We start from the raw sequence: 14,188 nt of genomic DNA on the forward strand, positions 1-14,188 counted from the left end.
CGCTTATTGCGTCAGGTCGATCCTGTAGCGCGACAGCTGCGTCACCGGGTCCGGCGTGGCGTCATGCACGGACACATTGCCCACGCCATGCGCCGTGGCCATCGCCAGTGTGCCCGGCACCGATGCGAACACCACCGGTCCGGCCTGGCCAGCCAGTTTGACGAAGCGCCAGCTGCGGTCCAGGCCATAGGTGGCCAGGTCCAGCGAGGGATGGCGCTTGATGTAGCTGATCAGCACGTCGCGGCTGGCGTCCGGCGCCTGCAGCACGATGTCGCCCTTGCCGCCGGCCAGGCCCGGGAAGTCGCCGCCGCCGCTGGCGCGGTAGTTGTTGGTGACGACCAGGAACTGGGTGGCGGGATTGAGCGGGGCGCCCTTGTAGGTCAGGTTGACGATGCGCGAGCCCACCGGCTGGGTGACGTCTATCTCGTAGCGCAACGCATTGCCCTCGGCATACAGCACGTCGAAGTTGAAGGTCGGGAAGGTCGTGTCGACCAGATCCTGCGGCGCGACTTGGGCGGGGTCGATGCGCCGGAACTGCTCGGCCGTCTTTTCCAGCCACTGGCGCACGATGTCGCCGCTGACGCGCACCACCTGCAGCGTGTTGGGATACAGGTACAGGTCGGCTGCGTTGTTGATCGCGATGTTGCCCTGCTTGACGAAGGTGAAGTCGCCGGGACCATTGCGCCCGCCCTTGAATGGCGCCGCCGCCGACAGGATGGGCAGGGCGGCATAGGACGGGTTGTTGCGGGCGATGTAGTCCTTCAGGTAGTCGATCTGCGCCATGTTGACGATCTGCAGCGCAGACACGTCGCCGGCCATGGCGTAGTAGGTCGACATGTCGAACTGCGCCGCGCCGATCGGCGTCTTGACGTAGGCTATGGTGGCGGCGTGCTCGACCTGCACCAGCTGCTGCGTCGCCGCGTCGGGCGCGACGTAGGTGGCGGGCGTGTTGCCGCTCTGCGCGGTCAGGCGCGTGGAGATCCGCTGCACCTGGGTGGCGTCCTTCTGCACGCTCCAGCCCTTGTCATAGGCGAGCCTGAGCTTGATCTGGCCCAGGTTGTTGCCCCACTGGCCGGCCTGCACCGCCGGCACGCCGTTGATCAGGCCCTTGGCCAGGTCGATGCCGGGCTGGCCGGCGAACTGCGACTTGGGGTTGGTGTCCGGGAACAGCAGATGTTGGTGGCCGGTGATCAGCGCGTCGATGCCCGGCACCTGGGTAAGATAAGCCGCGCCGTTCTCCATGGACGCGCTGTAGGGCGTCTTCAGGTCGATGCCGCCATGCGCCAGCGCCACGATCAGGTCGGCGCCGGCCGCCTTCATTTCCGGCACATAGCGCGCGGCCGTTTCCTTCCAGCCCGTCACCTCGACGTGGCCTTCCAGGTTGGCCTTGTCCCATTGCAGGATTGGCGGCGGCGCGAAGCCGATCACGCCCACCTTCAGCGTCACGTCGACCGCCTTGCCGCCGGCATCGGTGGCCTTGAAAGTCTTGTTCAACACCACCCAGGGCTTGAAGATGGGTTGCTTGCTCTGGGCCGACACCACGTTGGCCGACACGAAGGGAAAGCCTGGCGCCGCGCAATCCTTGGCGCCGGCGGGATTGGTCTGCGGCGTGCCCTTGGCGATGCCCTTCAGGCCGAAGTCCACGTTGGTGATCTGCGACAGATAGGGCAGGCCGTAGTTGAACTCGTGGTTGCCCATCGTGGCCGCGTCATAGGCCAGCAGCTTCATCTGCTTGTAGATGGCGATCATGTCCGTGCACTGCACCGGCTTGACCAGCGCCTGGTAGTCGGACAGCGCCGTGCCCTGGATGGTGTCGCCGTTGTCGAACAGCAGCGTGTTCGGATTCTGCTTGCGGGCTTCGGCGATCAGCGTGGCCGTGCGGTCCACGCCGTAGCTCTTGTCCTCGGCCAGCTTGTAGTAGTCGTAGCCCAGCACGTTGGCGTGCAGGTCGGTCGTCCCCAGGATGGCGACATCTAGCGTGGCGCCCTTGAGCGCGTTGGACGGCGGCGCGTCGTCATCGTCGTCGCTGCCGCCGCAGGCGGACAGGCTGGCTAGCAGGGCGGCGCTGGCCGACAGGGCGAAGATCTTGCGCAGGGCGGGCTTCATCGTCATTCCTCCGGATATGAAGGAGACGAATTCTGGGGACGCCGTGTGACCCATCCATGACACGGAAGACCCGGTTGCAACCGCGACCTGCGGTCTTGCGGTCGTCATCAGGCGGTCATGGGTGCTGAGGCAGGCTCACGGGCGCAGCGGCGATTCCGCGACCAGGTCGTCCGGACGCAAGGCGGCCAGCGCGTCCAGGAAGCGCCACGCGAACGAGCCCGGCCCGTCGGCCAGCGCTCCGGCGCGGCGGCCGGCGATGGCGAAGCAGGACAGGGCGGCGACCGCCGCCGCATAGGCCGCGTGCCGGGAACCGGCTGCGCGGGGCGCCTGCCGTGATCCCGCGCTGTCGGCGGCCTGCCCGGCCACGGCGGCGAAGGCGCCCGTCAGCGCGGTCAGCGCGCAGCCCGTCGCCGTGACGCGCGGCATCAGCGCGTCGCCGCCGGCGATGCGCACGGCGCGGTGTCCGTCGGTGACATAGTCCACTTCGCCGGTGACGGCCACCACGGTCTCCTGCGCCAGCGCCAGCTCGCGCGCCGATTGCTCGGCCTGCGCCACCGGATCGCCCGCATCCACGCCGCGTCCGGCGCTGGCGCCGCCGGCCAGCGCGATGATCTCGGACGCGTTGCCGCGGATGATGGCCGGTTTCAGCGCCAGCAGCCGGCGCACCGCGTCGCGACGGAAGGCGGTGGCATGGTGGGCGACCGGGTCCAGCACCCAGGGCACCGAGGCCTGCGACGCCGCCTGCGCGGTCAGCAGCATGCTGTGCAGCCAGGGCTGGGACAGCGTGCCGATGTTGATCACCACCGCGCCGCTGATGCGCGAGAACTCGGGCGCTTCCTCGGCCGCGTGCACCATCGCCGGCGAGGCGCCGGCGGCCAGCAGTACGTTGGCCGCGTAGTTCATGGAGACGAAGTTGGTCAGGCACTGCACCAGCGGCGCGTCGCGGTGCAGCGCGGCGTGGAGGTCGCGGGAGGTGTGGGCGAGGGAGTCGAGATCGTTGCGTGCGTCAGCCATGCCGGCGGATCCTGGTTTGTGCGGCTGGCCGGGGGCGCCGGGCCGCGGATGCGAGGCCGCGCGCGGAGCGGGCGCGACAGCGTAGGCGAGGGCGGCGGCGCGGCGGAATTGGGGGCTATGTTCCGAGCGGGGGCGGCGCTTGTCAAGTTGGCGGGCGCGGCGGCCTTGGCGCGCTCCGGGGCGCTCAGCCCCTACACTAAGCCTACGCCCGGCACTGCCGCACGCCGGTTTCGCTTCGTCCTCCACGCCCGTCCCAAGGTCCCGCGATGCGCCTGAACCAGTGCCATAACTTTCACGACTTCCGCGCCATGGCGCGCCGGCGCCTGCCCGGGCCGATCTTCAACTACATCGACGGCGCGGCCGACGATGAAACCACCTACGCGCGCAACACCGCCGCCTTCGAGGACTGCGACCTGGTGCCCAATGTGCTGCGCGGCGTGGCCGACGTGGACCTGTCCGTGACCGTGATGGGCCAGAAGCTGGCGCTGCCGGTCTATTGCTCGCCCACGGCCCTGCAGCGCCTGTTCCATCACGATGGCGAGCGCGCCGTGGCCGCCGCCGCCGGCCGGCACGGCACCCTGTTCGGCGTTTCGTCGTTGGGCACGGTCAGCCTGGAGGAAGCGCGCCGGATCAGTGGCGGCCCCCAGGTCTACCAGTTCTATTTCCACAAGGACCGGGGCCTGAACCGCGACATGATGGCGCGCGCCAAGGAGGCCGGCGTGCAGGTGATGATGCTGACGGTGGACAGCATCACCGGCGGCAACCGCGAGCGCGACAAGCGCACCGGCTTCGCCATCCCGTTCCGGCTCAACCTGGCCGGCATCGCCCAGTTCATGGCCAAGCCCGGCTGGGCGCTGAACTACTTCACGCACGAGCGCTTCCGTCTGCCTCAGCTGGACGGCCACGTGGACATGGGCGGCGGCGTCATGTCCATCAGCCGCTATTTCACCGAGATGCTGGATCCGTCCATGACCTGGGACGACGTGGCCGAGATGGTCGCGCACTGGGGCGGCCAGTTCTGCCTGAAGGGCGTGATGTCGGTCGAGGACGCGCGTCGGGCCGCCGACATCGGCTGCACCGGCATCGTGCTGTCGAACCACGGTGGCCGCCAGCTCGATGGCTCGCGCAGCGCCTTCGACCAGCTGGCCGAGATCGTCGACGCGGTGGGCGACCGCATCGACGTGATGATGGACGGCGGCGTGCGGCGCGGCACGCATGTGCTGAAGGCGCTGTCGCTGGGCGCCAAGGCCGTGGGGCTGGGACGCTATTACCTGTTCCCGCTGGCGGCTGCCGGCCAGCCGGGAGTGGAGCGCGCGCTGGATCTGATGCGGGTGGAGATCGAGCGGGCGTTGCGGTTGATGGGGTGCAAGTCGGTGAGGGAATTGGGGCGGGCGAATCTGCGGTTCCGGTAGCGCGGGGATGGGCGTGCGGCGCGCGAGACTCGGCCGCGCCGTGTCGCTGCGCCCGCGTACATGTTCGCGCTGCGGTCGCCACGCAGTGACGAAGCCATTCATTTCCTGCTTCGGCCGTCTGCGCGCGGCCTACGCTGATCCCCTTCGACACCGGCCCGCGGCATGGTCCCGTGGCTTGCATTCCGTGTCGGCAAGGGGCGCCTATCACTGGCCGATTCTTCTGCTTCGCATTCGTCGCCGGCGCGGCGCTGACGCAGACCCTGGCGGAGCTGCCGGGGCCGGTGGCGCGCGCCGCGCTGGTGGCCGCGATTCTGCTGGCGGCGCTGGCGCTGCGACGGCCGCGACGCGCCGCCTGGAAGTTGACCGCCGCGCTCGCATTGGGCCTGTCCGCCGGCTTGTTCAACGCCAGCTGGCAGGCCCAGGCTCGCCTCGATGATGGTCTATCCGACGCGCACCACGATCAGGTGGCGCGCCTGATGCTGCAAGTGACAGGACTGCCGGACGGCGACGCCCGTCGCTGGCGCTTCGTCGCGGATACGCTGGAACCCGCGCCGCCCGGCATCCCCTCCCGCCTGCTGGTTACATGGCATGCGTCACCGGACGGACCGGACCTGCCGGCGCTGGCGCCGGGGCAGGTCTGGCGCATGGCGCTGGTGCTGCGCCGCCCGGCGGGACTGCGCAACGCGGGCCTGCCGGATGCGGAAGGCCGGATGTTTGCGCTGGGCCTGCGGGCCACCGGCACGGTGCGCGGCCAGCCCAAATTTGTAGCCGACCGTCCCCGGGCCGGGCCCGGCGTGGTGATCGAACGCGCGCGTCACCGCATCCGCGCGGGCATGCGCCGGGCGTTGGACGGGCATCGCTACGCGCCGGTCCTGATCGCCTTGGCGATCGGCGACCAGGCCGGGGTCGCACGCGAGGATTGGCGGCTGTTCAACCGCAGCGGCATCACGCATCTGGTGTCCATCAGCGGCATGCACGTCACCTCGATCGCCGGCGTGGCGGGCATGTTGGCCGCGTTCCTGTGGCGGCGCGCGCGTTGGCGCGGCACCGGATTGGCCGAGCGCGTGCCGTCGCGCATCGTGGGCGGCCTGGCGGCCGCCTGGGTCGCATTGCTGTATTGCCTGCTCGCGGGCTGGGGCGTGCCGGCCCGGCGCACCTTCTTCATGCTGGCGACGGTGCTGGCGGCGGCCATGTCGCGCCTGCCCTTGACGGGCGGGCGGGTGCTGGCCGTCGCCGCCGCCTTGGTGACGGCGCTGGACCCCTGGGCGCCGATGGCGCCGGGCTTCTGGCTGTCGTTCGGCGCGGTCGCCATCCTGCTGCGCATCGTCGCGGCGCCGGTGGATCCGTCGGCCGGCCTGGGCCGCCGCGTGGCGGCGAGGCTGGGGCAGGCCAGCCACCTGCAACTGCTGGTGACGCTGGGGCTGACGCCCCTGCTGGCCTTCTGGGTGGGCCAGGTGTCGGCGGGCTCGCCGCTGGCGAACGCGGTGGCGATACCGGCGGTGAGTTTCCTGGTCACGCCCCTGTCCCTGCTGTGCGCGCTGTTCGCGGCGATTCCGGGCGCGGAACGCCTGGCTGCCGGCGCCGGGCAGGCGGGGCTGGCGGTATTCGACCTGACCATGATGCCCGTCGCCTGGGTGGGCGAGGCATCCTGGGCCAGCTTCGATGTGGCGGCCGCGCCCTGGCCCTGGCCCTGGCTGCTGCTGGCGCTGGCGGGTATGGCCTGGGCCTTGCAGGCGCGAGGCTGGCCGGGGCGTCATTGCGGGTGGCTCTGGATGCTGCCGTTGCTGTGCTGGCGTCCCGAGCGGCCCGAGCCGGGATACTGGCGGCTGACGGCGCTGGATGTGGGGCAGGGCGGCGCGGTGCTGCTGGAAACCGCCACGCGCACGCTGCTGTTCGATGCCGGGCCGCGCCATCGGGGCGGATCCGATGTCGGTGAGCGGGTGGTGGCGCCCTACCTGCGTACGCGCGGCATCCGCATGCTGGATGATCTGGTGCTTTCGCACGTGCACATGGACCATGTCGGCGGAACGCGGGCGGTGCTGAACGCGGTGGCGGTGGGGCGCAGCCATGCGTCCTTTGACCTGGACGCCTTTCTGGCGCGGGACGCGCGCGCGGCGCTGATTTCAGAGGGGCGGGCGGATGCCGGCGTCTATGTCCTGCCTGTCGCACGATTGCGCTGCGCGCGAGGGCAGGCCTGGGAAGCCGACGGCCTGCGTTTCGCGTTCCTGCATCCGCTGGCGGCCGAGCGGGATCCGGCGGATCCCAACGCCGATAGCTGCGTGCTGCGCGTGCAGGGCGCGCGGCATTCCTTGCTGCTGACCGGCGATATCGGCGTGGCCCAGGAACGCGCGCTCGCGCCCGCGTTGCCGCCGACGGATGTGGTGATGGCGCCACACCATGGCTCGGCCACGTCGTCGGGCCGCGAACTGATCGCCGCCACGCGGGCCGGGCACGCGATCGCCCAGGCCGGCATGCTGAATCGCTTTCGCCATCCGGCGCTGGCGGTGCAGCAGCGCTGGACGACGGCCGGCGCGCGCTTCTGGAGCAGCGACCGGGATGGCGCGGTGGTGGCGGAATCCCTGCCTGCCGAATTGCGGGTGCGCGGAGAGAGGCAGCACAACGGGCGCTACTGGCAGGGACGCTGAAGCGCATAGTGCGTGGCGGAGATTACAACCAGATTAGGACCCGTTCCAACCTGAAGGGTCTCACCCCTTGTTTACTTGGATTACTGTGCAGCTTGAAGACTGATTGATCGAGGTCGATTTTCAAGTGTTAGGTAGTTTAAATAAGCTAGATAAATCATAATTGTCAAAGGTGCAGGGCGATATTTCATCGCTTGGCCACGGAAGGTCACCAAAGTAGGTCAATCGCTAGCAAGATGCCGTTCCGCGTCAAGGTGCTGCAACGACTGCATCTCGGTTAGCTACTCACCAAAATTAACAGGGGTTCAAATGGGAATTAAGCATAAGGCAGCGGTACTGTTGGAACATGGGCACGTGGCCGCCATGGTAGAAGCTGCAAAAAAAAGTACAAGGGTCGTCGCTACCAAAGATGAGGTGTCCAAGGCGATCGAAAATTTCGGCGAGTTTCTCAGTCGCAATCGACATCAGGATGCGGTCGCCCTTCTTCTGGCCCTAATGCTGTGGGACGCCGATCAAACAATTGCTCGGGTCCGACGTGCAGGATTGTTTCGCGCCTCGCGGTACGATTTTCGTACAAAAGGCGTGCGTCAGACCGTCAAGGCGGCGCTTGAATTTGCGACCGAGATCGCAATTCAACCTCATCGCCTTTCCTATTTGCGATCTGTCTTGATACTAATGACAGCTGCAGACGAAGCGCGACACGCCAATGGCGCGCTCCTAGAACGTTTGAAAGCTCGTCGACTAACCGCTCAAAAAAGCCAACTTGTTCTTGTTAATGCCGCGTTTTCTAGCGAGTGGATCGGCGATCCAAGCGCTGATTCAAATTGTCTAAGGCACTGGGGGAGCGAGGACTTGTCGATGGCACTGTCTTATGTTCTTCACCTTATGCGAAAAGAGATCGGTAGAGAGCCAAAGCTATGGCAGCATGTGGATGAACAGCTCTGCCAGCAGGCGGGGAATGTCTACGCTGATCTACTAATCGAAGCAGCTCGTATAAACGAGTTTTTAGAAGCTGAACAACTTCTCGATGTAATGCCGTATCGAGTGGTCGAAAACGGTAATGTCCTGCAAGTGTGCTCGACTGATGAGATGCTTGAGAAGAGCATTCGGCTGGGCTACATCCAGAGCAACACGCAGCGTGCGATTCAAGTCCGAGAGGTATTGCATCAATATGAAATCGAAGGGCAGACACCGCGGACTATGGCCAGTTTCGTTGCAGAGGCATTCCAAGCAGGGATGGGTGAACTAGTAATATTGGAAAATGATCCAATAACACGGTTAGTTTTCCTGACCATACAAGATCCTGGTTTTTTTGCGCCGCTCGCCGCCGATTTCTTATTTGTTGAGGATGCGGTCACTCTTGCCAGTACTGGCATTGAGAACTATCAGCAAGATTCAGAAGGTCCGTTGCGGGTTAGCGACACTCTGCTTGTAATGGATCTCATCAAGGTTCAACGCTACTTCAGTTTTATACACGCAGTCTTCGATGAGAGGTTGCGTGAAATAGAAGATGACCAGTTGAGAAAAAAACTTCGAATTCGTTCCACTCTACCAATTATGCCAGCCGCAATCTTGCGCCAGCAGCTTGAATTTATTCTTCCCCCTGACAAAGTCGATGAGGCCTTGAAGCTCCTGACGCTCGCGGAAGACGAGAAGTTTATTGACCTTCAATACAAGCCTCTCATAGCTGCGGGCGAATACTTTGTCGTCGCCCCTGCGCTAATTTCCCGTTCAAATCTCGCTCGCAATACTGTCGTCGCGAACAAGCTACGCAAAGCTAGCTTGGGGCACGAAGATCCTATGGAAAAGATGGTCATTCGGGCGCTGTTGGATGCCGGTTTCAAGGTTAGGAACAATTTCGACTTCAAGATAGGTACAAAACGTGAAACCGACATTGTCTGCTGGCGAGATGGCCATCTTTTTCTGCTGGAATGCAAGAATGCATATCATCCATGTTGCGCGCGCGAGACGATGAATAGCTTCGAGCTTCTCCGAACAGCGGAAGAGCAATTGGATCACCGATTGGAATGGCTTGGGGTAGCCGAGAATCAGCAGAGCTTAATCGATTGGCTAGGATGGAATGTCCCTCGTACAACGGAAATTCATACCGGAGTTGTCGTTGCCAATCGAGTTTTCAATGGGTACTCGATAGGTTTACATCCGGTGAGACAAGCACACGAACTGATCAATGTCGTCAAGCGAGGTGAAGTCAAAACAGGGGATGGAGAGACAAGAAGTTTCTGGCGTGGTCAACAGTTTCATGCTCTGGACTTAGTGGATTATCTCCGAGGAGGTAGCATCATCAATGAGCAGTTTTCGAAGCTGGATCCTTTCGATCGCAATGTTCGGATTGGTAAGATAATCCTTTCAAGAAGAAACTATCTTATCAATCACGCTGAACGCTAGGGCTATCCAGAAGCGGACAAACAATGTCGCCGCCCACGGTGTGACTGCATGTCAATTGCATCCATTGCTATTGGGTGGGCGGTGGAAAAGGTCACGCCAGATCATCCTGTAGAGATTTTGGCCTCCAGGCAAGAATCAGAATTCAGTGGTGCTGATGCTTGAAGTTTAGTCGGCCACTAGTATCCTGTCCCGTAAGTTCACCGTCAAAGGAAATAGGTAGGATAAGGCATCTTGGGAGAAGCCGATGCCTAACTCCTACACACGCCGTCATGGGGTGGCGTTGACTGAGGTCAAACTGAATGAGTTGAGTGCGATTGGGCGCTCGAGATCGCTACCGGCGGCGTTGGCGCTTCGAGCCTGGATTGTGCTGGTCTGCGAGGGTGTTGAGGCTGCAAGTACAGTGACCAAGAGGCGTGGGCGTTACGCGCAGGACCAAGTCTCTGGTCTCTATGATGAAGTTCGCCCGGGCAGGCTGCGTACAGTAGACGACGAGTGTGTTACCGACTTGATCAACAAGACGTTGCATACCAAGCCCACCGACGGTGCAACACACTCGAGTACTCGTGGTTCTTGCCGGCGAGAAGGGCCTGAGCAAAACAGCGGTAGCCTGGTATCGGAAGGCGTTCCAGATCAAGCTGCGTCGTATGGAGAGCTTCAAACTGTCGACGGAGCCGCTGTTCATCTAGAAGTTGCGCGATTGGTCGGGCTATATCTGAACCCGCCCGAGAACGCGCTGGTGCTCTGTGTCGATGAGAAGAGCTAGTGTCAGGCGCTTGAGCGTACGCAGCCCATGTTGTGGATGGACCTGGGTTACGTCCGAGGCGTTACCCATGATTCAGTGCGTCATGGCACGACCACACTGCTTGCTGCGTCGAATGTCATGAACGGGCAGGTGCTGGCGCAATGCCGCCCTCGGCATCGACACCAAGAATATCTGGATTTCCTGCGCGCCATTGATCTGGCCCTGTCATTCGAACTAGACGTGCACTCTATCCCAGACAACTACGCCAGCGATAAATATCCAAAGGTGCGGGCATGGCTGGCTCAGTGGCCACGATGGCGCATACATTTTGTGTCGACCTACTCAAGTTTGCTCAATCAGGTCGAGCGCTTTTTTTCGATCATCGCCGACAAAGCCATACGCCGCGGCTCGTTCAAGAGTGTCAAGGAAATGACGACCAAGATCGATACGTTTATCAACCTCTATAACCAGACCTGCAATCCCTTCATCTGGACCGCTACGGCAGACTCAATCCCACAAAAACTCGCTCGCCTGTGTGGGCGTCTTTGCGGGATGGGACACTAGCACCGCGCCTTCAGTGCCCATAAGGCGCGGTGCTGGATTTGGCTGCTTATCTGCCGAAAATTGGCCATCTAGGATGGAATCTCATGAACTGTCATCTGCACAGAGTACTTGAGCATTCCAGCGGGAGCCCCGCATGTTGGCGTCCGTAGTGGGTTTTTCTTCTTTGCAGAGCTTTGGCCGGACCCGTTGATTGGCATGCGGCACTTGCGTTCTGCGGTGGGTTTTCGGCTATGACACTCGATTTGTCGTGGCATAGATGCCAACAGTGAGGTCTGAGAGTCCACGAATATGTGCGTTCAACTGTGTCGACAACTGCGAAGTCCCACGTCACGCATTAATTGTTAGGTGGTTAAACAGGATTTTCGTGCTATTTCAACGGTAATCCCCCCGCAAAAGCGATGAGGTCAGAAGTAGAATTTTCTCGTTGAGGAGTTCTACCACATGAAGAAGTCGAGATTCACGGATAGCCAGATCATTGAAGCCATCAAGCGCGTGGAGGCTGGTCTTGCCGTTCCTGAGCTGTGCCGTGAGCTGGGCGTCAGCTCGGCTACGTTCTACAAGTGGCGTTCCAAGTACGGCGGCATGGACGTATCGCTGATGGCGCGCATGAAGGAGCTAGAGGCCGAGAACGCCCGGCTGCGCAAGATGTACGTCGAGGAGAAGCTCAAGGCCGAGATCGTGACGGAGGCGTTAGAAAAAAAGTGGTGAGGCCATCTCGCCGCCGCGAGATGGCCCATCGTGCAGTGCAGGATCGCGGCATATCGATCCGGATGGCCTGCGAGGCGTTCAGGGTCAGCCAGACTTGTTATCGGTACATCGCCAAGACGGACGTCGAGAACGAGGAGATCGCCAATTGGCTGCTACGCCTGGCCGACAACCACCGCAACTGGGGCTTTGGTCTGTGCTTCCTGTATCTGCGCAATGTTCGAGGCTTTGGCTGGAACCATAAGCGCGTGTACCGGATCTATCGCGAACTCGAACTGAACCTGTGGATCAAGCCGCGCAAACGGCTGGTTCGGCAGACGCCTGAGCCACTGACCGTGCCGACCAACGTGAACCAGGTATGGTCGATGGACTTCATGCATGACCAGCTTGCCGATGGGCGCAGCATCCGCGTGTTCAACGTAATCGACGACTTCAACCGCGAGGCACTGGGCATTGAGGTTGACTTCTCGCTGCCATCCGAGCGCGTGATCCGCACGCTCAAGCAGATCATCGGCTGGCGGGGCAAGCCCTTAGCCATTCGGTGCGATAACGGACCCGAATACCTGAGCGCGGCAATTGTCGAGTGGGCCGGAGCATGGAGCATAAAGCTCGAATACATCCAGCCGGGCAAGCCACAACAGAATGCCTACGTCGAACGGTTCAACAGGACCGTGCGCTACGAATGGCTGTCTCAATATCACTGGGACGATCTGGACCACGTACAGCGCGTCGCCACGCAATGGATGTGGTCCTACAATCACGAGCGCCCAAATATGGCTCTGGGCGGATTTACCCCCAAACAGCGGTTGGCCATGGCCGCGTAGCGTTCCTACTTCTGGCAATCGCTAAAAATGGGGGGATTACCCAACGGCAATTGACAAACGCCGATTTTATAAAAAATATAGATATCAATTGGTTGTGGAAATTCCTGTTTCGGTGCGCACTTGATTGAAACACCACCAGCATCCTGCTCTCTGGCTGTTGCACAGAATCAATAGGCTTCATATTTTTAGGTTTCAAGCACTATCCGGATAGTGTAGGCACGCAGCGGATAGCCGGCCCCGCCCAAGGCGGGTTTTCCTGTGGCGCGTCGCGCCGGCCTGCGTAGTAGGATCTGTGCAAGTCCCGCGCTGCCGCAGGGTTGTGGCGGCGTGGGACTAGGCGTTGCGCGGATGTTGCGGCGCACAGGGCGCAGCCGGCGGGCAACCGGATGCCCAGACAAGATCAGGCTGACAGCCAGGCCCCAAGGGAGGCAGCAACCATGCCCACTACGTTGATCCCGATGTCCCCGTCCTCGGCCGCGCCGTCGCGCGCGTCCGCTACCGGCACCTCCGCCACCGGCACGCCCATCGACCGGCTGCTCAACGCGCCGGAAAAGCTGCTGTTCGCCTCCACCGACCTGGATGAGGTGCGCTCGATGGTCGGGCGCGTCATGAAGCCTCACCAGCTGACCCGCACCGCCGGCGGCGAGCGGCTGGACGCACGCATGCACTACACGGGGTTGGGCGACCTGTCGCTGAGCCGGCTGCGCTACGGCGCTACCGTGCGCATCGAGCCGGGGCCGCTGGAAAGCTTCTTCCTGGTGCAGATGCCGCTGTGCGGCACGGCCGCCATCGAGAGCGGCGGGCAGCGCATCGATTCCTCGCCGGAGCTGGCCTCGGTGCTCAGCCCTGAATGCGATACGCGCATGTGCTGGGAGGCCGGCAACGACCAGGTCATGCTGCGCATCTCGCGCTCGCTGGTCGAGCGCACGCTGGTCGGCTATCTGGGCCATTCGCTGGACAAGCCGCTGCATTTCGAGCTGGGCTTTCGCTGGCGCGACTGCGCACCCTGGAGCTGCCTGCTGTCCTATCTGGTCGATTGCGCCACCCATTATCCCGACCTGGAGCAGCACAAGCTGGTGCTGTCGCAGGTCGAGCAGCTGGCCGCCTCGATCCTGCTGACCTCGCATCTGCACAACTACAGCGAGACCGCCCCGGCGCGGCGCAGTTCGATCCTGCCGCGCCACGTGCGGCGGGCGCAGGATTACCTGCAGGCGCACGCGCACGAGCCGCTCAGCGTCGAGCAGCTGGCGCAGGTGGCCGGCGTCAGCGTGCGCAGCCTCTACAGCGGTTTCAAGGAATTCCTGGGCGTCAGCCCCATGCACTATCTGCGCGACCTGCGCATGGAACGCGCGCGCACCGAGCTGCTGAGCGGCGAGGCCGCCAGCGTCGCCGGCGTGGCGCTGCGCTGGGGCTTCGCGCATATGGGCCGTTTCAGCAACGACTACAAGGCCCGCTACCTGGAAACGCCCAGCCAGACGCTGCGGCGGCACTGAGTCCGCGCGCGATTCAGCGCCGGAACCGCAGGCGGTCCCGGCGCCTTTCCCTCAGAACGGAATCACCAGCTTGGCCAGCAGCTGGTTGCCCTCGGGCCGGTTGCGCACCTCGAAGTCCTTCTGCCACTTCAGCGTGAACAGCCAGCCGCCCTGGCTGGCGTAGCGGATCGACGGACCGACGCCCAGGGCGCGCGCCTTGCCCATAGCGCTGTTCGGACCCTTGTCGTCCGTGACCTGCTGGTAGACATAGCCGCCCACGCCCGCCACCCAGCCCCCGCCC

At 63.3% G+C, this 14,188-nt stretch carries 8 protein-coding genes and 1 pseudogene; 6 read left to right on the forward strand and 3 right to left on the reverse strand.

Annotation, left to right across the window (positions count from 1 at the left end):
- Positions 1 to 3: 3 nt before the first annotated feature.
- Both AC6LJ5_RS13705 and thiM read right to left on the reverse strand, forming a co-directional pair.
- Positions 4 to 2,106 carry a 5'-nucleotidase C-terminal domain-containing protein gene (locus AC6LJ5_RS13705; protein WP_103275025.1) on the reverse strand — a complete coding sequence of 701 codons (2,103 nt, stop codon included), beginning with the start codon at positions 2,104 to 2,106 and terminating at the stop codon, positions 4 to 6.
- A gap of 135 nt (positions 2,107 to 2,241) precedes the next feature.
- Positions 2,242 to 3,120 carry a hydroxyethylthiazole kinase gene (gene thiM, locus AC6LJ5_RS13710; protein WP_392409414.1) on the reverse strand — a complete coding sequence of 293 codons (879 nt, stop codon included), beginning with the start codon at positions 3,118 to 3,120 and terminating at the stop codon, positions 2,242 to 2,244.
- A gap of 266 nt (positions 3,121 to 3,386) precedes the next feature.
- Here thiM and AC6LJ5_RS13715 point away from each other — a divergent pair, with 266 nt between their 5' ends.
- The 6 genes and pseudogenes from AC6LJ5_RS13715 to AC6LJ5_RS13740 all read left to right on the forward strand — a co-directional run bounded on the left by AC6LJ5_RS13715 (position 3,387) and on the right by AC6LJ5_RS13740 (position 13,908).
- Entirely contained in the window at positions 3,387 to 4,532 is a 1,146-nt protein-coding gene (locus AC6LJ5_RS13715; RefSeq protein WP_498140742.1) for an alpha-hydroxy acid oxidase, read from the forward strand.
- Positions 4,533 to 4,702: 170 nt separating this feature from the next.
- Entirely contained in the window at positions 4,703 to 7,177 is a 2,475-nt protein-coding gene (locus AC6LJ5_RS13720; RefSeq protein ID WP_498140743.1) for a DNA internalization-related competence protein ComEC/Rec2, read from the forward strand.
- A gap of 351 nt (positions 7,178 to 7,528) precedes the next feature.
- Positions 7,529 to 9,580: an endonuclease gene (locus AC6LJ5_RS13725; RefSeq protein ID WP_498140744.1), complete on the forward strand. Its 2,052-nt coding sequence runs from the start codon at positions 7,529 to 7,531 to the stop codon at positions 9,578 to 9,580.
- Positions 9,581 to 9,824: 244 nt separating this feature from the next.
- Positions 9,825 to 10,886 (forward strand): annotated as a pseudogene (locus tag AC6LJ5_RS13730) (IS630 family transposase).
- A gap of 441 nt (positions 10,887 to 11,327) precedes the next feature.
- Positions 11,328 to 12,415 (forward strand): IS3 family transposase gene (locus AC6LJ5_RS13735; RefSeq protein WP_498140745.1). Its coding sequence is split into 2 segments (ribosomal slippage): positions 11,328 to 11,580 and positions 11,580 to 12,415, totalling 1,089 coding nucleotides; the frame shifts between segments, so codons are not numbered across the junction.
- A gap of 437 nt (positions 12,416 to 12,852) precedes the next feature.
- Positions 12,853 to 13,908 (forward strand): AraC family transcriptional regulator, encoded by a 1,056-nt coding sequence (locus tag AC6LJ5_RS13740; RefSeq protein ID WP_498140746.1) that lies wholly within the window; start codon positions 12,853 to 12,855, stop codon positions 13,906 to 13,908.
- 51 nt (positions 13,909 to 13,959) lie between these two features.
- Here the strand turns inward: AC6LJ5_RS13740 and AC6LJ5_RS13745 are convergent.
- A partial coding sequence (locus tag AC6LJ5_RS13745; protein ID WP_498140747.1) for a transporter occupies positions 13,960 to 14,188 on the reverse strand: 229 nt, incomplete at its 5' end.

Source organism: Achromobacter sp. 1011791174, assembly GCF_059760925.1.